This is a genomic window from Streptomyces sp. L7, from assembly GCF_050990935.1.
Lineage (GTDB): Bacteria > Actinomycetota > Actinomycetes > Actinomycetales > Microbacteriaceae > Leifsonia.
The window spans coordinates 1,552,372-1,571,709 of sequence record NZ_CP194644.1 but is presented as its reverse complement, the minus strand read 5'-3'; the positions used below and the strand labels follow the sequence as shown (position 1 = coordinate 1,571,709).

Annotated in this window: 18 protein-coding genes; 5 read left to right on the top strand and 13 right to left on the bottom strand. The window is 71.2% G+C overall.

Features of this window, described 5'->3' with window-relative positions; translation table 11 throughout:
- Nucleotides 1-107: 107 nt before the first annotated feature.
- A complete protein-coding gene (locus ACR5MH_RS07985; RefSeq protein WP_433862478.1) occupies nucleotides 108-2,477 on the top strand; it encodes a penicillin-binding protein in 2,370 nt (789 codons plus the stop codon).
- On the opposite strand, the gene ACR5MH_RS07980 is transcribed toward ACR5MH_RS07985, so the two are convergent.
- From ACR5MH_RS07980 to ACR5MH_RS07960, 5 genes are all read right to left on the bottom strand, one after another.
- Entirely contained in the window at nucleotides 2,368-3,366 is a 999-nt protein-coding gene (locus ACR5MH_RS07980; protein ID WP_433862477.1) for a 3-methyladenine DNA glycosylase, read from the bottom strand. The two genes, ACR5MH_RS07985 and ACR5MH_RS07980, sit on opposite strands and share 110 nt — an antisense overlap.
- Before the next feature lie 22 nt (nucleotides 3,367-3,388).
- Complete coding sequence (locus ACR5MH_RS07975) at nucleotides 3,389-3,994, bottom strand: HD domain-containing protein (protein WP_431346750.1); 606 nt, start codon at nucleotides 3,992-3,994, stop codon at nucleotides 3,389-3,391.
- A gap of 197 nt (nucleotides 3,995-4,191) precedes the next feature.
- Nucleotides 4,192-5,280, bottom strand: coding sequence for an IS30 family transposase (locus ACR5MH_RS07970; RefSeq protein WP_433861815.1), 1,089 nt, complete (start codon nucleotides 5,278-5,280; stop codon nucleotides 4,192-4,194).
- Nucleotides 5,281-5,510: 230 nt separating this feature from the next.
- Complete coding sequence (locus ACR5MH_RS07965; protein ID WP_431346748.1) at nucleotides 5,511-6,545, bottom strand: zinc-dependent alcohol dehydrogenase family protein; 1,035 nt, start codon at nucleotides 6,543-6,545, stop codon at nucleotides 5,511-5,513.
- Nucleotides 6,542-6,982 (bottom strand): (deoxy)nucleoside triphosphate pyrophosphohydrolase, encoded by a 441-nt coding sequence (locus ACR5MH_RS07960; RefSeq protein WP_431346747.1) that lies wholly within the window; start codon nucleotides 6,980-6,982, stop codon nucleotides 6,542-6,544. The genes ACR5MH_RS07965 and ACR5MH_RS07960 overlap by 4 nt, the downstream gene beginning before the upstream one ends.
- Before the next feature lie 89 nt (nucleotides 6,983-7,071).
- Here ACR5MH_RS07960 and ACR5MH_RS07955 point away from each other — a divergent pair, with 89 nt between their 5' ends.
- Nucleotides 7,072-7,563, top strand: coding sequence for an isochorismatase family protein (locus tag ACR5MH_RS07955; protein ID WP_431346746.1), 492 nt, complete (start codon nucleotides 7,072-7,074; stop codon nucleotides 7,561-7,563).
- A 4-nt stretch (nucleotides 7,564-7,567) separates the two neighbouring features.
- Here the strand turns inward: ACR5MH_RS07955 and ACR5MH_RS07950 are convergent, their stop codons facing one another.
- From ACR5MH_RS07950 to hpaH, 7 genes are all read right to left on the bottom strand, one after another.
- Complete coding sequence (locus tag ACR5MH_RS07950; protein ID WP_431346745.1) at nucleotides 7,568-8,686, bottom strand: hypothetical protein; 1,119 nt, start codon at nucleotides 8,684-8,686, stop codon at nucleotides 7,568-7,570.
- 147 nt (nucleotides 8,687-8,833) lie between these two features.
- Entirely contained in the window at nucleotides 8,834-9,907 is a 1,074-nt protein-coding gene (gene hpaD / locus ACR5MH_RS07945; protein ID WP_433862476.1) for a 3,4-dihydroxyphenylacetate 2,3-dioxygenase, read from the bottom strand.
- Between the two features lie 13 nt (nucleotides 9,908-9,920).
- Nucleotides 9,921-11,417, bottom strand: coding sequence for a 5-carboxymethyl-2-hydroxymuconate semialdehyde dehydrogenase (hpaE, locus tag ACR5MH_RS07940; RefSeq protein ID WP_431346743.1), 1,497 nt, complete (start codon nucleotides 11,415-11,417; stop codon nucleotides 9,921-9,923).
- Nucleotides 11,418-11,495: 78 nt separating this feature from the next.
- Complete coding sequence (locus ACR5MH_RS07935) at nucleotides 11,496-12,227, bottom strand: GntR family transcriptional regulator (protein ID WP_431346742.1); 732 nt, start codon at nucleotides 12,225-12,227, stop codon at nucleotides 11,496-11,498.
- Entirely contained in the window at nucleotides 12,209-13,642 is a 1,434-nt protein-coding gene (locus ACR5MH_RS07930; RefSeq protein ID WP_433862475.1) for a fumarylacetoacetate hydrolase family protein, read from the bottom strand. The genes ACR5MH_RS07935 and ACR5MH_RS07930 overlap by 19 nt, the downstream gene beginning before the upstream one ends.
- Before the next feature lie 79 nt (nucleotides 13,643-13,721).
- Nucleotides 13,722-14,534 carry an HpcH/HpaI aldolase family protein gene (locus ACR5MH_RS07925; protein ID WP_431346741.1) on the bottom strand — a complete coding sequence of 271 codons (813 nt, stop codon included), beginning with the start codon at nucleotides 14,532-14,534 and terminating at the stop codon, nucleotides 13,722-13,724.
- Nucleotides 14,519-15,304, bottom strand: coding sequence for a 2-oxo-hept-4-ene-1,7-dioate hydratase (gene hpaH / locus ACR5MH_RS07920; protein WP_433862474.1), 786 nt, complete (start codon nucleotides 15,302-15,304; stop codon nucleotides 14,519-14,521). The genes ACR5MH_RS07925 and hpaH overlap by 16 nt, the downstream gene beginning before the upstream one ends.
- An 86-nt stretch (nucleotides 15,305-15,390) precedes the next feature.
- Between hpaH and ACR5MH_RS07915 the strand changes: the two genes are divergently transcribed.
- A complete protein-coding gene (locus ACR5MH_RS07915; RefSeq protein WP_431346739.1) occupies nucleotides 15,391-15,651 on the top strand; it encodes a hypothetical protein in 261 nt (86 codons plus the stop codon).
- Between the two features lie 10 nt (nucleotides 15,652-15,661).
- On the opposite strand, the gene ACR5MH_RS07910 is transcribed toward ACR5MH_RS07915, so the two are convergent.
- The gene (locus ACR5MH_RS07910; protein WP_431346738.1) at nucleotides 15,662-17,017 is read right to left on the bottom strand and encodes an MFS transporter; all 1,356 of its coding nucleotides are present in this window, start codon (nucleotides 17,015-17,017) and stop codon (nucleotides 15,662-15,664) included.
- 53 nt (nucleotides 17,018-17,070) lie between these two features.
- On the opposite strand from ACR5MH_RS07910, the gene ACR5MH_RS07905 reads away from it, so the two are divergent.
- A complete protein-coding gene (locus tag ACR5MH_RS07905) occupies nucleotides 17,071-18,027 on the top strand; it encodes a GlxA family transcriptional regulator (RefSeq protein WP_431346737.1) in 957 nt (318 codons plus the stop codon).
- 258 nt (nucleotides 18,028-18,285) lie between these two features.
- A complete protein-coding gene (gap, locus tag ACR5MH_RS07900; RefSeq protein ID WP_431346736.1) occupies nucleotides 18,286-19,281 on the top strand; it encodes a type I glyceraldehyde-3-phosphate dehydrogenase in 996 nt (331 codons plus the stop codon).
- The last annotated feature ends 57 nt before the right edge of the window (nucleotides 19,282-19,338 follow it).

Genomic DNA, 19,338 nt, shown 5'->3' with positions numbered 1-19,338 from the left:
GATTCCAGAATTCCCCGCGCCTTCAGGCGATAGACGAGCGTCTCGAGCCTCTCAAGCGGTTCGAACTGGCTGCTCCGCGCTCGCGAAACGCCGCGATCGTGCAGTGGGTGGCGCTCGCGCTCGTCGCCGCGGTGCTCTCCGCCTTGTTCTTTCTTCCGGGTTTCCTGGGAGCCGGCGTAGCGGCCGCTGCGGGGATCAGCGACTTCAACAAGCTGCCCGCCGACCTCAACATCGGCCAGTTCGCGCAGAACTCCACGGTGTACGCCAAGCAGGGCGGCAACGATGTCCCGATCGCTCAGTTCTACGCGCAGAACCGGCGAGACGTGGGCTGGAACGACATCTCCCAGGTCGCCAAGGACGCCGCCACCTCCGCCGAGGATCCGCGCTTCTACTCCGAGGGCGCCGTCGACCTCTTCGGCACCGTGCGCGGTGCCCTCTCCACCGTCATCGGCGGCAATGTGCAGGGCGGCTCGTCCATCACCCAGCAGTACGTCAAGAACGTCGAGGTCGAGCACTGCGAGGGGCTCACCGACCAGAAGAAGGTGCAGGCCTGCTACAACGACGCCGCCGGGGTGACCCTGCAGCGCAAGATCCAGGAGATGCGCTACGCGGTGGGCCTGGAGAAGAAGTACAGCAAGCAGGACATCCTGCTCGGCTACCTGAACGTCGTCGGATTCGGCGGCCAGATCTACGGCATCCAGGCCGCATCCCAGTACTACTTCAACAACACCGCGTCGAACCTCACCCTCCCGCAGGCGGCGACGCTGATCGCGATCGTCAACAACCCCTCCAACCTCCGGATCGACGAGCCCAACAACAAGGACAACGGCGCGGCCAACGGCTACAAGCTCACCAAGGCGCGGCGCGACTACGTCCTCGACCGGATGTACGTCAACCACAAGATCTCGCTCGCCGAGCGGGACGCTGCCAAGAAGACGCCGATCAAGCCGGCCATCACGGCGTCGACCTCCGGCTGCGCCGCCGCGCAGCAGGTCAACGCGGCGTTCTTCTGCGACTACGTCCGCGACGTCATCCTCAACGACCCGGCGTACGGCAAGACCAGCGCGGACCGCTGGGCGACGCTCAACCGCGGCGGGCTCAAGATCTACACGACCCTGAACCTCGACCTCCAGGCCACGGCCCAGCAGTCGATCTCGAAGTACATCCCGTCCTCGCGGCCCGACATCGACGTCGGCGCGACGAACGTGTCCGTTGAAGTCGGCACCGGGCGCATCGTCACGATGGTGCAGAACAAGACCTTCAACAACACCGACCAGCCCCAACCCGGCACGACGGCGGTGAACTACAACACCGACGAGGCGTACGGAGGCTCGCAAGGCTTCCAGACCGGTTCGACGTTCAAGGCGTTCGACCTCGCCGGCTGGCTGGAGGGCGGCCACAGCCTCTACGAGACGATCGACGCCTCCCAGCACACTTTCCCGATGTCCGACTTCTCCAGCAGCTGCGGGACCGTCTCCGGGCCGCCCTGGCCCGTGTCCAACGACGAAGGCTCGGCGAGCCGGCTGTCGGTGATGTCGGCGACCGCACAGTCCGTGAACACAGCGTTCGCCATGATGGCCACCAAGACCGACCTCTGCTCCATCCTCAAGGCGGCTCAGAGCCTCGGCGTTCACCCCGCCAAGACCGGCGCGCAGCTCAACTCCTACCCCTCGATGATCCTCGGCACGAACAACATCGCGCCGCTCACGATGGCGACCGCGTACGCGGGCATCGCCAACGGGGGCACGGTCTGCACCCCGATCGCCATCGACAAGGTCATCAACGCCGACGGCACCCCGCACAAGGTGAGCCCGTCGACCTGCACGCAAGGCCTCCAGAAGAACATCGCGTCCGGCATCACCTACGCCCTGCAGGGCGTCATGCGCGGCGGCGGCACCGCGGCCAGCGCGAACCCGTACGACGGCACCCCGATCATGGGCAAGACCGGCACGACGGACGACTCGCTGCAGAACTGGATGATCACCTCCACCACGAAGGTCGCCCAGGCCACCTGGGTGGGCAACGTGTCGGGCACCGTCCCGCTGCGGAGCCTCGACTTCGACGGCATCGGCGGCGGCAACGTCAAGTTCTCGATCGCCAAGCCGATCCTGAAGGCGCTCGACGACGTCTACGGCGGCGACTCGTTCCCGAAGCCGGACAACTCGGTGCTGTACGGCAGCCAGGTGACCGTGCCCGACGTGAGCGGCAAGACGCCCGACCAGGCGACGTCGCTGCTTCAGGGGCTCGGGCTGACGGTGACCGTCGACCAGACTCCGGTCCCCAGCGGTCAGCCGGCCGGGACCGTCGCGGGCACGAACCCGCCGTCGGGCTCCTCCGTGGACGGCGGATCGAGCATCACCATCCAGGTCAGCTCCGGGCAGAACACCGCGACGCCGGGACCGACCACCGCGCCGACACCGCAGCCGACAAACACCCCCGGCACCGGGAAGGGCGGCGGCGGTAGTAACGGCGGCTAAGCCGGGACCCGGTCCCGGGCGGCCGTGACCGGACGGCCGCCCGGCCACGCGTCGAGCACCCGTTCGCGCAGTGCGTTCGACCGCTCGGCGAACGCGCGCTGGCGGCGCACGTACTCGGCCTTGCCCTCGACGGTCTCGATGCGCACGGGCTGCGCGCCCCACGGCCGCATGTCGTAGGGGAGGCCTGCATGTCGAGCATCCGGATGTCGAGGGCGAGTTCGAACGCGTCGAGCAGGAGTTCGCCCGGGACGAGCGGGCCGAGCTTCATCGCCCACTTGTAGACGTCCATCCCGGCGTGGAGGCAGCCGGGCTGCTCCAGCTCCGGCTGCGTCTCGCGCGTGGGCGCGAAGCGGTTCCGCGGGACGGCGTCCGGCGTGAAGAAGCGGTACGCGTCGATGTGGGTGCAGCGCAACTCGGCGGCCTCCACCACGGCGTCGGTGCCGCCCGGACCGAGCCGGAGCGGGACATCGTGGCGGTGCTCGTCCTGCCGGTAGACCATCGCCCACTCGTGCAGGCCGAAACAGCCGAACCGTCCGGGACGCGCGGCGGTCGATCGGAGGATGCGCTCGATGGTCGCCAGCAGCGGCGCCTTCTCCCGCTCCATCGCGGCGCGGTCGACGACGAGGCCGCCGGGCGTCGGGCCGGGGGAGTACCAGCGCCAGGCTGCGCGCGGCTCGCCCTCGGCCTCCAGCAGTTCCACCCCGGCGCCGGGATGCCAACGGCGCAGCACGGACGGCGAGTACGCGTAGTAGGTGAAGAGGAAGTCCTCGATCGGGTGCTTCTCGCCGCGGGCGGCGCGGGCACGGTGACCGGCCGTGAGCGCGTCGGCGCGCTCGGCGTGCGCGGCTTCGCGGGCGCGCCAGTCGGCGGCGGGGAGCGGGAGGGTCACCAGACGAGGATACGTGCCCGTGTCAGCCGAGGGACTCCAGCGGGTTGCGCCGCAGTTTCTCCGCGACCCCGCGATCGACGATCCGCCTCGCCGCGGTGTCCGGTTTGCGCTCGGCCTGGTCGGTCACGCAGGCCGTGAACTGGGCGGCCAGGCCGAGGCGCGGGAACGAGGTGACCACCTCCCGCCGGAACTCCTCCGGCAGCACGTCGGGCCGCACACCGGAGATGTCGAGCGCGGTCGCGACCTCCAGCAGGTGGCCCTCGGGGTCGAAGGCCGGGTCGACCTCCGGCCAGTTGTGCCGCACGACCACCTCGTGGGCGCGGGTCCGGCGCGCCGGCGGCCAGCCCGCGCCCGCCGTGAGCGCCTTCGCGACGTGCCCGCCGGCGTCCTCGTAGGCGAGGGTGTGGTTGTCGAAGGCGGGCACGATCCCGATGTCGTGGAGGACGGCGGAGACGTAGAGCAGCTCGCGGTCGATGCCGTGCAGCCCTTCCACGGTCGCGAAGCCCTCCGCCCACAGCCACGACCGCAGCACATGGTTGAGCAGGGCCGGCGTGTGGTACTCGGTGGCGAGCTCCAGTGCGGCACGTGCCGCGGCGGTGTCGGGGGCGGCGATGTCGGCGAGGCGCATGCCTCCATCCTGCCGTGGCGTCTCGTACAAATCCTGCCGCGCGTCACCCATTTCCCGCCGACCTCGCCACCGCCGCCACCGCCGCCGCCGCGCCGCGATTCGGCACGAATGTCGCGAATCCCGCGGCGTAAGCCGAGATTCGTCACGAATCGCGTTCACGACATTCGTCACGAATGTCGCGAATGCGGCGGGTGGTTTCAACTCGTGAGTGCAACACCTTTTAGATGCTCGTCGAGTTTCTCGGCTGGGGTGTGGAAGTTCAAGGTCTGACGTGGGCGGATGTTGAGCAGTCGTTGGGTTTCGGCGAGGTCGGTGTCGGTGATGGTGTTGAAGTTGGTGCCTTTGGGATAGAAGTCCCGGATCAGCCCGTTGAGGTTCTCGTTGCTGCCGCGTTGCCAGGGTGAGTGCGGGTCGGCGAAGAATACCGGGCAGCCGGAAGCGACGGTGAATCGGGCGTGTTCGGCCATTTCGGTGCCTTGGTCCCAGGTCAGGGTGTTGAAGAGAGCGGCGGGCAGCTGTTGGATCATTTCGGTGAGCCGGTCGATCACGGTGGCGGAGTCTCGCGTTCCGGGCAGCCGGCCTAGGAGGGCGAATCGGGTGGAGCGTTCGACCAGGGTGATGATCCCGGAGTTGCCGGGGCCGACGACGAGGTCGCCTTCCCAGTGCCCGGGAACGGCGCGGTCGGCGACCGTCGCTGGTCGCTCACTGATCCGGGCTCCCTCCAGCCAGGGCCGGTTGCTGCGCCGCGGCAGCTTGGACTGCGGGATGCGCCCCTTCCGCCCGGAGCGCAACGCTTTGACCACGGTCAGCTCGTGCCGCAACGCGCCTTTGCCCTGAACATAGAGGGCCTGATAGATCGTCTCGGAGGACACCCGCATATCCTCTCGCCCCGGAAACAAGTGCGGCAGCCGACCCGCGACCTGTCGCGGGGAGAACCGGTCGTTCAACTGCTCCACCACCGCAGCCCGCAACACCGGATGCCGGTCCAGTTTGCGCCGCTTGGGCCTGGCCCGCCGTTGCGCGGCGACCTGATGCGACACTCCCGCCTCATACTGCCACTGCCCCCGATGCAACCACCTCGACCGGGCGACCTCCCGCGACACCGTCGAGGCAGACACCCCGACCAGGGCGGCGATCCTGCGCATCGAGAACCCCTGCGCCAGCCCCGTCTGGATCAGAGTCCGATCCGCCAACGACAATCGACGCCCGTGACCAGTGGCCGCGCCCACCACCCCCGGCGGCCCGACACGCAACAAACCCGAACGACTCCCCGGCTCAAACTTCATGCCAGCAAGCCTCGCCCACCGCTCCACCCGACCCGGCGGCAACCCCAACCAGCCGCCCACGCCCGCAGCGGAAATGCCCTCCACCAACAACCCAAGCGCCGCAACGCGAGTCTCTAACGACGAATGCGAACCCATCCCAACCCCTCACCAAAACGAAGGGTGTTGCACTCACCGCCGGAACTCACCGCGGCGAAACGCGACATTCGTCACGAATCGTGTGCGCGCCGCTGCTAGGGCAGAGTCGGGTCGAGCACCGTGATACCGGTGGAGGGCACCGTCTCGGCGAGCGGGAGCAGGCGTGCGGCCTCCGCCAGGCCGACCGTGCGGCCCACCAGCAATTCCGGCTGGAGGGCGCCGGACGCCACGAGCGCGAGCATCGCCGGGTAGTCGGCGGCCGCCATCCCGTGGCTGCCGAGGATGTCCAGCTCCCAGGCGATCGCCCGGTCGAGCGGCAGCACAGGCATTCCGCCGGCCAGGAGGCCGATCTGCACGTGCCGTCCGCGCCGCCGCAGCGACAGGACGCTCGCGGTCGCGGTCTCCGCGGAACCGACCGCGTCGACCGAGACGTGCGCGCCGCCCCCGGTGAACTCGGCGACGGCCGCCGGCGCGTCGGGTCCGGCCGGGACGGTGTGCTCGGCGCCGAGCCGTGCCGCGGTCTCGAGCGCGGCCGCCGACCGGTCGACCGCGATCGGCCGGGCGCCGAGGGCACGGGCGATGACGATCGCGCTGAGCCCGACGCCGCCCGCACCGTAAACAGCGGTCCACTCGCCCGACCGGACGCCGGCGCGCGCGGTCAGCGCACGGTACGCGGTCGCGAACCGGCAGCCGAGCGCGGCCGCCGCGGCGTCGGGGAGCCCGTCCGGGATCGCGACCAGGTTGAGGTCGGCCGCCCGCACCGCCACCAGTTCGGCGTGCGAGCCCCAGTGCGTGAACCCCGGCTGGGTCTGGTCCGGACAGACCTGCGCCTGACCTGACCGGCACCACTGGCATCGGCCGCAGCCGTTCACGAACGGCGCCGTGACCCGGTCGCCCGGCCGCCACTTCTCGACGCCGGCGCCGACCGCCTCCACGACCCCGGCGAACTCGTGGCCGGGGACGTGCGGCAGCCGCACGGAGTCGTCGTGGCCGGCCCAGGCGTGCCAGTCGCTGCGGCACAGTCCGGAGGCCCCCACGCGGATCAGCGCACCGCCGTCCGGCAATTCGGGTGCGGGGAGGTCGCCGACGGCGACCGGGCCGGTGAACGTCTCGTAGTGCAGCGCCTTCATCGGGTCTCCTCCTCACGCGCCGCGACCGCCGCGGCCAGCCCCTCCGCACCGAGCCCGGAGAGCAGCGCGACGAGCGGCCGGTCGGCCTCGGCCCAGTCGAGCCCGGCGAGGTCGTCCGTGCCCCGCCACTCCAGCGCGTCGTGGTCGGTGGAGGCGATGGGCGCCGCACCGACCAGGGCGGTCGCGTAGCCGGCGAGGTCGACGGCGCCGGTCGTGGAGCGGTCGAGCAGCGTCCCCACCCTGACGTCGACGCCGAGCTCCTCGCGCAGCTCCCGCGCAAGCGCCGCCTCCGGCGTCTCGCCCGGCTCCACCTTGCCGCCGGGGAACTCCCACCGCCCCGCGGAGTCCTTGTGCGCGGCCCGCCGGCAGGCGAGCACCGCGCCGTCGCACACGATCACAGCGGCGACGACCTGCAGGGTCCGGCTCGAAGAGGTCACTGTCCCATCCTGCCGCGTCCGTGATGCCAGGATGGTCACGTGACCGACTCGTACCCCACCGTCCTGCTCGTGATCGACCTGCAGAAGGGGTGCTCCCCGGCTGCCTCGACGCCGACGGCGTGGTCGCCCGCACCGCTGCGCTGGTCGACCGGGCGCGCGCCGCCGGCACACCGGTCGTCTGGGTGCAGCACGAAGCGGAGGACCTCCCGTGGGAGAGCGCCCCGTGGCGGCTCGCCGACGGCCTGGTTCCGGCGAAGGGCGAGACGCTCGTCCGCAAGGAGTACCGGGACGCGTTCGCGGGCACCGACCTGGACGAGGTGCTGGAATCCTTCGACGCCACTCGCCTGGTCGTCGCCGGCGCGCAGACGGACTTCTGCATCCGCACCACGACCCAGAGCGCGGCGGTCCGCGGCTACGACGTCGTGCTCGTCGGCGACGCGCACACGACGACCGACGCGGAGTGGGAGGGCGTGACGATCAGCGCCGAGCAGATCGTCGCGCACACCAACCGCTATTTCTCGGGGCTGCGGTATCCGGGGCAGGAGTTCGTAGTGGCTCCGGCGGCGGACGTGGAGTTCTGAATCCTCACGGCGTCCAGCGCAGCTCGATGATCTCGTGGGCGTCGCTCAGGTAGAACACGTTCTGCGTCCCCTCGTCCACCTCCACGAACGCGACCGGGTCGCCGACGATCGCCGGGGCGCCGACGAGCGGGCCGATGTCGTTCGTGTGCCAGACGCCCTCCCGCCACCAGAGCTCGTGCACGAAGTTGTCGTGGCCCGTGAAGATCACGTGCTGCGTCGCGACCGGCTGGAACAGTCCCGCCTCGAACGCGTAGCCTGCCGGGCTGGAGGTCGGGTACGGCGTCACCGCGCCCGCCGCGGCCGAGAGATCGACGTGGTGCCAGCCGGTCGTGTCCCACCACAGCTCCTGCAGGTGGCCGTTGCCGCCGACGTAGTCGATGTGCTGCGTGCCCTGGCCGCGGAACACGTACCCGGTGACGGTCTCGGCGTCGCTCACGACCGGGGCGCCGGTGGCGGCCGTGAGGTCGCCCCAGTGCCAGGCGGTGGCGTCCCTCCAGAACTCCAGGAGGTGACCCAGTTCGGTGCGCACCAGCACGTGTGCGGTCTGCTGGTCCTCGAACGAGTACCCGGTCGGCGCGGCGTCGGGGGCGCAGGGCGGGGCCCCGGTCGCCGCGGTCAGGTCGAGGTCGTGCCAGCCGTCCCCGGAGTTGCTCAGTTCGTGGATGTGACCGCCGCCGCGGGCCTGGTAGACGACCCGCTGCGTGCCGTCGTAGTACGTCTCGTATCCGTACGGCTGCGAGAGGGCGAGCGGGGCCCCGGCGGCGTTCGTCAGGTCGTTCGCGTTCCAGCCGTCGTCCTCCGTGTACCAGAGCTCGTGGACATGGCCGTCGAACCGCTGGCCCTGGTACACGACGTGCTGCGAGCCCTGGTACGCCCAGATGTAGCCGTTGGAGTTGGTCGCGGCGGCCGCGCCTCCCGCCTCGGAGACGAGGTTCTTGACGTTCCAGTCGTCGCTCGCGCTGCAGTACAGCTCGTAGAGCTGGCCGTCGCCACCCGTGAGGGGGTTGTAGCCCTGGAACACGACGTGCCGCGTGAACTGCGCGAACAGCCACGCGGTCGGCTGGTACACCGCGTTCGGCGCCCCCGAGGTCGCCGTCGTCAGGTTCTTGAATCTCCATCCCATGGTTCCGCTCCGATCATCCGGGCGTCGGCGTCGGGAATCGGCGTTGACAGCACCCAGCGTAAACGTGAGCGGGCCGCTGGGGACTGGTGGATTCGTGGTAGGACGAGTTCCACCGGTTCAACGACGCGATCGCGACCGCGCGGGCCGCTACAGCTGCGCCCCCAGCTTGAACCCGTGCTCGGTGTCGTCCTTGCGCGTGTACGAGAACCCGTCCGCGCCGATCGTCACCGCCATCTCCGAGTCGTCGGTGCGCGCGGTGAGCGGCTGCACGTTGCCGTCCAGGTCGAGCACCGGGGAAGCGTCGGTGTACCAGGACGGCACGACCGGGTTGCCCCACCAGTCGCGGCGCTGGTTGTCGTGGACATCCCAAGTCACGACCGGGTTGTCCGGGTCGCCGGTGTAGTAGTCCTGCGTGTAGATCTCGACGCGGTGGCCGTCGGGGTCGCGCAGGTACAGGTAGAACGCGTTGGAGACGCCGTGCCGGCCCGGGCCGCGTTCGATGGCGTCGCTGCGGCGGAGGGCGCCGAGCTTGTCGCAGATCGCGATGATGTTGTGCTTCTCGTGGGTGGCGAACGCGACGTGGTGCATGCGCGGGCCGTCGCCTCCGGTCATCGCGGTGTCGTGCACGGTCGGCTTGCGGCGCATCCAGGCGGCATAGGTGGTGCCGGCCTCGTCCTGGATGTCCTCGGTCACCCGGAAGCCCAGGTCCTCCATGTACTTCACCGCGCGCGGCACGTCCGGAGTCACCTGGTTGAAGTGGTCGATGCGCACGAGCTCGCCCGGGGAGTGGACGTCGTAGCTCCAGGTCAGCCGCTCGACGTGCTGGACCTCGTAGAAGAACTCGTACGGGAAGCCGAGCGGGTCCTCCACGCGGACGCTGTCGCCGACGCCCTTCGTGAAGCCCTCGGCCCGGCGCTCGACCCGGCAGCCGAGCTCGGTGTAGAACGCGACGGCACGGTCGAGGTCCTCCGGGGTCCGGACCCGGTACGCGAACGCGGCGACGGCGGCGACCGGGCCCTTCCGCAGCACGAGGTTGTGGTGGATGAACTCCTCCAGGCTGCGCAGGTAGACGGCGTCCCCGTCCTCCTCGGTGACGTGGAGGCCGAGGACGTCGACGTAGAAGTCGCGGCTGGCCTGCAGGTCGGTGACGACGAGCTCCATGTACGCGGCGCGGACGACGTCCGGCGGCGCGGAGGCGGGGGTGGGGATGGGAGTGCTCATGCTGACTCCTTCGTCATTCGGCGCCGAAGCGCGGCGTGTGCACCGGGCCCAGCGTGATGTGGACCGCTTGCTGGTCGGTGTAGAAGTCGATGGAGCGGTAGCCGCCCTCGTGCCCGAGACCGGAGGCCTTCACCCCGCCGAACGGGGTGCGGAGGTCGCGGACGTTGTGCGAGTTGAGCCACACCATCCCGGCCTCCACGTTCTGGGCGAAGGTGTGGGCGCGAGCCAGGTCGTTGGTCCAGAGGTACGCGGCGAGGCCGTACTTCACCCCGTTGGCGAGCTCCAGCGCCTCGGCCTCGGAATCGAACGGCGTGATCGCGACGACCGGGCCGAAGATCTCCTCCTGGAAGATGCGCGCGTCGGGTGCGACGTCGGCGAACACGGTCGGTGCGATGTAGTTGCCGTGGTCGATCCCGTCGGGACGGCCGCCGCCGGCGAGAAGGCGGCCCTCCTGCTTGCCGAGCTCGACGTAGCTCATCACCTTGTCGTAGTGCTCGGGGTGCACCAGCGCGCCGACCTCGGTCTTCGGGTCGTGCGGGTCGCCGACCACGATGCGCTTCGCTCGCTCGGCGTACCGCGCGCAGAACTCGTCGTTGATCGCGCGCTCGACCAGGATGCGGGAGCCCGCGGTGCAACGCTCGCCGTTCAGCGAGAACACGCCGAACAGGGTGGAGTCGATCGCGGCGTCCAGGTCGGCGTCGGCGAAGACGATGGCGGGGGACTTGCCGCCGAGCTCCATCGACAGCCCCTTCAGGAAGGGCGCGGCGTTGGCGAAGATGAGCTGCCCGGTGCTGCTCTCGCCGGTGAAGGAGATGAGCGGGACGTCGGGATGCTTCACCAGCGCATCACCCGCCTCCTCACCGAGTCCGTTGACCAGGTTGAAGACACCGTCCGGAACGCCGGCCTCGCGGAAGATCTCCGCCCACAGCGACGCCGAAAGCGGGGTGAACTCGGCGGGCTTGAGCACGACGGTGTTGCCGGTCGCCAGCGCGGGGGCGAGCTTCCAGCTCTCCAGCATGAACGGCGTGTTCCAGGGCGTGATGAGCCCGGCGACGCCGATCGGCTTGCGGTTGACGTAGTTGAGCTGGCTGCCCGGCACAGTGAAGGCGTCGTCGACCTGGGCCACGATCAGGTCGGCGAAGAACCGGAAGTTCTCGGCCGCGCGCTGCGCCTGGCCGAGCGCCTGCGTGATCGGGAGGCCGGTGTCGAAGGTCTCCAGCTCGGCGAGCCGGGCGTCCTGCGCGGCGACGGCGTCGGCGATCCGGTTCAGGACGCGGGCGCGCTCGCGCGGCTTCATCCGGGGCCACGGGCCCTCGCGGAATGCGCGCTTGGCGGCGGCGACGGCGAGGTCGATGTCCTCCTTCTGACCGGCCGCGGCGTGGACATAGGTCTCGTTGGACACCGGGTCGAGCACCTCGAACGTCTTCCCGGAGACGCTGTCGACGAACGTGCCGTCGATGAAGTGCTGGATCTTCGCCGGAAGATCAGTGGGGATGTGGTGCTGCGGCATGCGCTGCCTCCTCGGTGGTTCGGTCGGTGCTGGGTCTCGGTCAGCACGGGGTGTGTCGGTCAGCACGGGCTGTGTCGGTCAGTGCTGGCGTTCGGCCTGATAGCGCTGGAGCGCGTCCAGGGTCGCGAGGCGGTGGTCCCGGGCGGCGAGCTCGATGTCGATGGGGTCCGCGCCGGTCTCGATCAGCCGGAGGATCTGCTCGTGCTCGGCCACCGACTCGCGCGCGCGGCCGGGCACGAAGCTGAAGGTGGAGTCGCGCAGCACGGTCAGGCGGTTCCAGCCGCGGTGCACGAGGTCGAGGATGTGCGGGTTCGGGCACTCCTCGAACAGCACGGAGTGGAACCGCTGGTTGAGCTCGGTGAAGCGGTGCGGGATGAAGTCGTCCAGGCACGCGATCAGCTCGCGGTTGATCGTCCGGGCGCGGTGGAGACGGTCGCCGTTCAGCAGTGGGGCGGAGAGCCGGGTGGCCGCGCCCTCCACGAGCGCCAGGGTCTCCATCGTGTAGGCGTACTCGGCGTCGTGGAGCAGGGCGACCTGGGCGCCGACGTTCTTCTCGAACGTGACCAGCCCCTCCGCCTCCAGCCGCCGGATCGCCTCCCGCACCGGCACGACGCTGACGTTCAACTCCCCGGCGATCTGGCCGAGGACGAGGCGGAACCCGGACACGAAGCGACCGTCGTCAATGCGCGCGCGGATGAAGTCGTAGGCGAGCTGCGATTTGCTCGGCGTCGCGGACGTGCCCGGGGTCGTGGATGTGCCCGGCGCCGCGGCCTTCGCCGGCGCCGCTGCCTTCACTGCTGCGTCAGCCATGCCCGGTACCTCTCCTTCCAGGCGGCGTTCATCGGGAACAGCCCGTCGACCTTCTCGCCGGCCCGCACCATCTCGGCGATGAACTGCTCCTCGCGCTCCTGCTCGACCGCATCCGCGACGACCTCGGCCACGAGAGCCGGCGGGATGACGAGGAGGCCGTCCGCGTCGCCCACGATGACGTCGCCGGGCAGCACGGTCGCGCCGCCGCAGGCGATCGCCACGTCCGCGTCCCACGGCACGTGCTTGCGGCCGAGCACCGCCGGGTGCGGGCCGGCGTGGTAGGTCGGGATGTCGAGGGCGGCCACCTCCGCGAAGTCGCGGACGCCGCCGTCGGTCACGATCCCGGCGGCCCCCTTCACCTGCGCCCGGAGCGCCAGGACGTCGCCGACGGTGCCGCTGCCGCGCTCGCCGCGGGCCTCGATCACGAGCACCTCGCCGGCGCCGACCGCGTCGAACGCGCGCTTCTGGGCGTTGTAGCCGCCGCCGTGCGACGCGAAGAGGTCTTCGCGGCCGGGGAGGTAGCGGAGCGTCCGCGCGGTGCCGACAACGCGGGTGCCGGGCCGGGTGGAGGTCAGGCCGTCGATGGAGACCGCGTTCAGCCCGCGCTTGCGGAGCTGGGAGCTGAGAGTGGCGGTCGAGACGGAGGCGAGTCGGGCGCGCAGGTCGTCGGTCAATTCGAACGACGGTGTCGGCTGAGTGCCGAAAGCCTCCGCGCGCTGCAGGTCGTCCACGCTCGGTCTCGACCCGAAGTCGCCGAACGGCACCGTGCCCTCCGTGATCCGCGTGACCAGCCTTCCGGAGGTCGGAGCACCGGGCGCGGTCGGCGCGTCGACCTCGACCTCCACCGTGTCGCCCGGCTGCGTGACCGACGAGCCGGCCGGCGTGCCGGTGAGGATGACATCGCCGGGCTCCAGCGTCATGAGCTGCGAGAGGTCGGCGACCAGCCGGCCGAACGGGAAGAGCAGGTCGTCGCTCGTGCCCTCCTGCACCAGTTCGTCGTTCAGCCAGGTGCGCACCCGCACGGCGGCGGGGTCGACGGCTCCGGCCGGGATGATCGCGGGGCCGAGCGGGGTGAAGCCGTCGCCGCCCTTCGAGCGCACGTTCGAGCCCTTGTCGGCCGCGCGCAGGTCGTAGAGGCCGAAGTCGTTCGCGGCGGTGATCCCGGAGACGGCGGACCAGCCCTCGTCGGGGGAGACCCGGCGGGTGGGCCGGCCGATGATCAGCGCGACCTCGCCCTCGAACGCGAGGAGCTCGGTGCCCGCCGGGCGCTCGAGTGCGTCGCCGGAGGAGGCGACCGAGGAGGCCGGCTTGAAGAAGTAGGAGGGCTGCGCCGGGGTGCGGCCGCGTTGCGCGGCGCGGGAGCGGTAGTTGAGGTGCACCGCGATGATCTTGCCGGGCCGACCGATGTCGCTCACAGCTCGGTTCTCCTCGCCGTCGGGGATGAATGGAACGTATTCGAGATTGTATACGATCTGGAAACCGTGCGGAAGGGTGTCAGGAGGACGCCGGGGCCCTGCCGCCCTCCGCACCTCCGAGGAATCGCGCCGCGAGCCCCTCGGAGGCCCGCGCCAGCAGGGTCACGTCGCTGCCGACCAGCACGTACGCCGCCCCGGCCTCCGTGTAGCGTGCGGCCATCGCCGGGTCGAACGCGTTGACGCCGACCGGCGTGCCGGCCTCCCGCCCCGCGCGGATGACGCTCTCGACCGCGGCGACCACCTCCGGGTGGTCCTGCTGCCCGAGCAGCCCCATCGACGCCGCGAGGTCCGCCGGGCCGACGAGCAGCGCGTCGACGCCCTCCACCGCCGCGATGGCCGCCGCCGCGTGCAACCCGTCGGTCGTCTCGATCTGCACGGTCAGCGACACCAACTCATCGGCGCGCGCCAGATAATCCGGGATGCGGCTCCAGCGCGACGACCGTGCCAGTGCGCTGCCGACGCCGCGGACGCCGCGCGGCGGATACCGCACCGCCCGCACCATCTCCTCGGCCTCCGGCACGCTGGACACCATCGGCACGAGCACGTTCTGCGCCCCCAGATCGAGGAGCTGCTTGAGGATCACCGCATCCCCGATCGGCGCGCGCACCACCGGCACGACGGGGTACGCGGCCGCGGCCTGGAGCTGCGCCAGGATCGACTCCAGCCCGACGGGGGAGTGCTCGCCGTCGATCAGGAGGATGTCGAGGCCGCTGCCCGCGCAGATCTCCGCGACCAGTGGACTGCCCGCGCAGGACCACATCCCGTACAGGGTGCGGTCGGCCGCGCGGAGGCGGTCGGCGAAGGTCGGGGTCGGCTCTAGCTGAATCGGCATGTCACGGCTCCCAGGGTCCCGTAGTCGGCGTGGATGGTGTCGCCGCGCTCCACCCAGAGCGGGCGGGTGAACGAGCCGGCGAGGACGATGTCCCCGGCCTCCAGCCGGGTGCCGTGCTGCGCGAGCTTGTTGGCGAGCCAGGCGACGCCGGCGGCGGGATGGTCGAGCACCGCGGCCGCGACCCCGGACTCCTCGATGGTCTCGTTGCGGTACAGGAGCGCGCCCACCCAGCGCAGGTCCACCGTGTCCACCGCGACCGGCCGGCCGCCGACGACCATGCCGCCCATCGCGGCGTTGTCGGAGATGGTGTCGACGATGGTGCGGCCGTCCAGTTCGATGCGGGAGCTCAGGATCTCCAGCGCGGGGACGACGTACTTCGTCGCGTCGAGCACGTCGAACAGCGTGGCGTCCGGTCCCTCCAGAGGCTGGGCGAGCACGAAGGCGAGCTCGACCTCGATCCGCACGTTCGAGTAGCGGTCGAACGGGAGGACGGCCCCGGTCTCGTGGATCATGTCCGCGAAGATCGCCCCGTAGTCCGGCTCCGTGATCCCGGTCGCCTGCTGCATCACCTTCGACGTCAGCCCGATCTTGCGCCCGACCAGCCGGCGCCCGGCGGCGAGCCCGCGCTCGACCCACACGCGCTGCACGGCGTAGGCGTCGTCCACCGTCATGCCGGGGTGGCGGGCGGACAGCAGCGGGACCGTCGTGCGCTCGCGCTCGGCGTCCGCGAGCTCGTCCGCGATCGCGTGGATGGTGGAGGTGTCGAGCATCGGCGGCTCCCTGTCATCGTCGGAGGGCGTCATCCGGGCCCGGAGGACCCGTTCAGGATCGTATATCATCCGGCGACGACTGGCTCGTGGGAATCGTGCTGCGGCGATGGCAGGACGACGTGATGATGGTCTTCGCCGAGCGCATCCTGCCGGTCGACGGGGAAGTCGCAGGCCTCGCCGGATATCGCGTGCCCGATCCGCGGCCCGAGCGGGATGCGCTGATCGCCGCGACCGCCGAGGTCGGCAATCTCACACTGGTCACGCGCAACTCGCGCGACTTCGAGCCGTTCCGGGTCCGGGTGTTCAACCCGTGGATCACCCGGCTCGCGACGGCGGCGAGCGAGTAGTCCGGTCGAGTCAGGCCTGGGCGGTGCCTCGCTGCCGCATGGCCCAGAACACCACCGGAACGAGCAGGGCCGAGAGCAGGCCGCCGGCGATCGACAGCAGGGCGTAGCCCGCGCTCGCCATGACGACCCCGGACATCGCGCTGCCGCCGGCGCCGGCGAGTGCGATCAGCACATCGATCGTGCCCTGCGTACGGGCGCGGTTCGCGGGCGTCGTCGCGTCCACGACCAGGGCCGTGCCGGAGATCAGGCCGAAATTCCAGCCGAGGCCGAGGAGGGCGAGGGCCAGCACCAGGAGCCCGAGCGAGTCAGCGGGTGCGACGGCGCCGACGATCCCGGCGGCGAGCAAGGTCACCGCGGCCGCGATGGCCATCGGGATGCGGCCGACGCGGTCCACGAGCAGGCCGGTCAGCGGGGACGGCAGGTACATCGCGGCGATGTGGATGCCGATGACGACGCCGACCTCCGACAGGTCGTGGTGGTGCGCGCGCATCTCGACGGGCGTCATGGTCATGATCGCGACCATCGCGATCTGGGTGAGGATCATCACGGCGGCGCCGACGATCGCACCGCGGCCGAGCGGGGAGGCCTGGGACGCGGGGGAGGTGGGGGAGGCGTGGGAGGTAGGGGAGGTGGGCGTCGACGTGGGCTCGTTCTGCGCGTCGGCCGTGGGAGCCGCCTCCGCGGCAGCAGCCGAGACGGCCGCCGCCTCCGCATCCGCCGCCAGCCTGCGCGCGAGCAGCAGCGGGTCGGGCCGCAGCAGCAGCGACAGCACGAGTCCCGCGGCGAGATAGGCCGCCGCCGCGAGCAGGAACGGCCCGGCCAGCGCGGGGATGCCGAGCGCGACGGCGACCGAGCCCATCGGCGCGACGAGATTCGGGCCGGCCACCGCGCCGACGGTCGTTGACACGAGGGCGACGCTCACCGCGGTTCCGCGGGCAGAAGGGGCCGCGAGATCGGATCCGGCGTAGCGCGCCTGCAGGTTCGTTGCTGTGCCGGCCCCGTAGACGAGGAGCGCGACGAAGAGCAGTGGAACGCTCCCGATCGCCGCTGCGACGACCACGCCGAGCGCGCCGAGGCCGCCCGCGAAGAAGCCGAGGCCCAGCCCGACGCGGCGTCCGCGGCGCTGGCTGATCCTGCCCACGATGAACGCCGCGCCCGCCGAGCCGAGGGTGAAGAGCGCGGCGGGGAGGCCGGCCAGCGCGTCGGCGCCGACAAGCTGCTGGGCCAGCAGCGCGCCGACCGTGACACCGGCCGCGAGCCCGGCGCCGCCGAGGACCTGGCTGGCGACCACCACGCCGAGCGTGCGGCGCTGAGCCCGGCGGCGGAGGGCCTCGTCCGCGGCGAGGATCCGCTCGGCGGGCGTCACGACTTCTCCATGGGGCTCAGCGTAGGGCCCCGGCACCCCGCTACCCTGATCCCGTGCCCGACCCTCTTCATCGCGTCGCTGTCCTCGTCCTGGAGGGCGCCAAGCCGTTGGACGTCGGCATCCCGGCGCAGGTGCTCACCACCCGGGCGAGCATGCCCTACGAGGTCCGCGTCTGCGGGGCCGCCCCCGGGCTCGTGACCGGCGGGGACGGCCTCTCGTACCACGTGGCGCACGGCCTGGAGGCGCTCGAGTGGGCGGACATCGTGTTCCTGCCCGGGTACCGGCATCCCGACCGTGAGGACCCTCCGGCCGCGGTGGTGGAGGCCCTGCTCGCGGCGCACGCGCGCGGCGCACGGCTGGCCGCGATCTCGACCGGGGCGTTCGCGCTCGCGGCGACCGGACTCCTCGACGGCAAGCGGGCCACGACGCACTGGCACTACACGCGCGCGCTCGCGCACCGCTACCCGCTGATCCGGGTGGACGAGAACGTGCTCTTCGTCGACGAGGGCGATGTGCTCACGTCCGCGGGAGCCGCCAGCGGGATCGACCTCTGCCTGCACATCCTCCGTGGCGACCTGGGCATCGCCGCCGCCAACCACGCCGCCCGCCGCCTGGTCGCCGCGCCGTACCGCAGCGGGGGACAGGCGCAGTACGTCCCGCGCAGCGTGCCGGAGCCGCTCGGCGAACGGTTCGCGGCGGTCCGCGAGTGGGCGCTCCACCGGCTCGGCGACCCGCTCACACTGGAGGTGCTCGCCCGCCGCGCCGCCGTCTCGCCGCGCACGTTCTCGCGCCGGTTCGTGGAGGACACCGGCTACACGCCCATGCAGTGGGTGATGCGGGCGCGCATCGACGTCGCGCGCGAGCTGCTGGAGCGCTCGGAACTCAGCGTCGAGCAGATCGCGGCGGACGTGGGGCTCGGCACCGGCGCCAACCTGCGCCTGCACTTCCAGCGCATCCTCGGCACGACGCCGAGCGAGTACCGGCGCACGTTCAGCGGTGACGCAGGCTGACGCGCCGCCGGCTGAGGGGCCGCGGCCGCGATTCGCGCCGAATGTCGCGTTTCGCGGCGTCACAGTCCACATTCGTGCCGAATGTGCAGGTCGTGATTCGTCACGAATGTGCGCAATGGTCGCGGGATTCGAGACATTCGAGGCGAACGTTCGCGCGGGGCTGCGCTGGCGGGATCCTTTCGAACCGTGACGATCGCGCCCCTGGCGGCGGGGCGCCACGGCGGCGAGGCTGTCAGCGAACGAAAGGATCCCCTCCGCATGACCCGCATCGCCATCAACGGCTTCGGCCGCATCGGCCGTAACGTCCTCCGCGCCCTTCTGGAGCGCGACAGCGACCTGGAGGTCGTGGCCGTCAACGACCTGACCGAGCCGGCCGCGCTCGCCAAGCTCCTGGCCTTCGACTCCACCGGGGGTCGCCTCGGCCGTCCCGTCTCCGTCGATGGGGACGTCCTCGTGGTCGACGGCCGCCGCATCCGCGTGCTCGCCGAGCGCGAGCCGGCGCAGCTCCCATGGGGCGAGCTCGGCGTGGACATCGTGCTCGAGTCCACCGGCCGGTTCACGTCCGCGACCGCCGCTCGCGCCCACCTGGAGGCCGGCGCGAAGAAGGTCCTCGTGAGCGCCCCCGCCGACGGCGCGGACGTCACCCTCGCCTACGGCGTCAACACCGACGCGTACGACCCGGCCGTCCACACGATCGTCTCGAACGCCTCCTGCACCACGAACGCGCTCGCGCCCCTCGCCGCGGTCCTGGACGACCTGGCCGGCATCGAGCACGGCTTCATGACCACGGTGCACGCGTACACGCAGGAGCAGAACCTGCAGGACGGCCCGCACCGCGACCCGCGCCGCGCCCGCGCCGCCGCCGTCAACATCGTGCCGACCACGACCGGCGCGGCGAAGGCGATCGGCCTGGTCCTCCCCAAACTGGACGGCAAGCTGTCCGGCGACTCGATCCGCGTGCCCGTGCCGGTCGGCTCGATCGTGGAGCTGAACACCGTCGTCGCCCGCGACGTCACCCGCGACGACGTGCTCGCCGCGTACCGGGCCGCCGCCGAGGGTCCCCTCGCCGGCGTCCTGGAGTACTCGGAGGACGCCCTGGTGTCCTCCGACATCACCGGCAACCCGGCGTCGTCGATCTTCGACTCGGAGCTCACCCGCGTGGACGGCCGTCACGTGAAGGTCGTCGCCTGGTACGACAACGAGTGGGGCTTCTCCAACCGCGTGGTCGACACGCTGGGACTGCTCGCGGGCTGACACCCGGAGTGCCAGAACGGACCGCGTCCCTCGCCGGGACGCGGTCCGTTCGCCTGC

Bases quoted from the DNA above. Each gene is read 5' to 3' on its own strand.
- ACR5MH_RS07935 (WP_431346742.1), bottom strand. From the start codon at position 12,227: ATGGCTGACGCAGCAGTGAAGGCAGCGGCGCCGGCGAAGGCCGCGGCG.
- ACR5MH_RS07970 (WP_433861815.1), bottom strand. From the start codon at position 5,280: ATGAAGTTTGAGCCGGGGAGTCGTTCGGGTTTGTTGCGTGTCGGGCCG.
- hpaH (WP_433862474.1), bottom strand. From the start codon at position 15,304: ATGCTCGACACCTCCACCATCCACGCGATCGCGGACGAGCTCGCGGAC.
- ACR5MH_RS07965 (WP_431346748.1), bottom strand. From the start codon at position 6,545: ATGAAGGCGCTGCACTACGAGACGTTCACCGGCCCGGTCGCCGTCGGC.
- ACR5MH_RS07950 (WP_431346745.1), bottom strand. From the start codon at position 8,686: ATGGGATGGAGATTCAAGAACCTGACGACGGCGACCTCGGGGGCGCCG.
- ACR5MH_RS07975 (WP_431346750.1), bottom strand. From the start codon at position 3,994: ATGCGCCTCGCCGACATCGCCGCCCCCGACACCGCCGCGGCACGTGCC.
- hpaD (WP_433862476.1), bottom strand. From the start codon at position 9,907: ATGAGCACTCCCATCCCCACCCCCGCCTCCGCGCCGCCGGACGTCGTC.
- hpaE (WP_431346743.1), bottom strand. From the start codon at position 11,417: ATGCCGCAGCACCACATCCCCACTGATCTTCCGGCGAAGATCCAGCAC.
- gap (WP_431346736.1), top strand. From the start codon at position 18,286: ATGACCCGCATCGCCATCAACGGCTTCGGCCGCATCGGCCGTAACGTC.
- ACR5MH_RS07925 (WP_431346741.1), bottom strand. From the start codon at position 14,534: ATGCCGATTCAGCTAGAGCCGACCCCGACCTTCGCCGACCGCCTCCGC.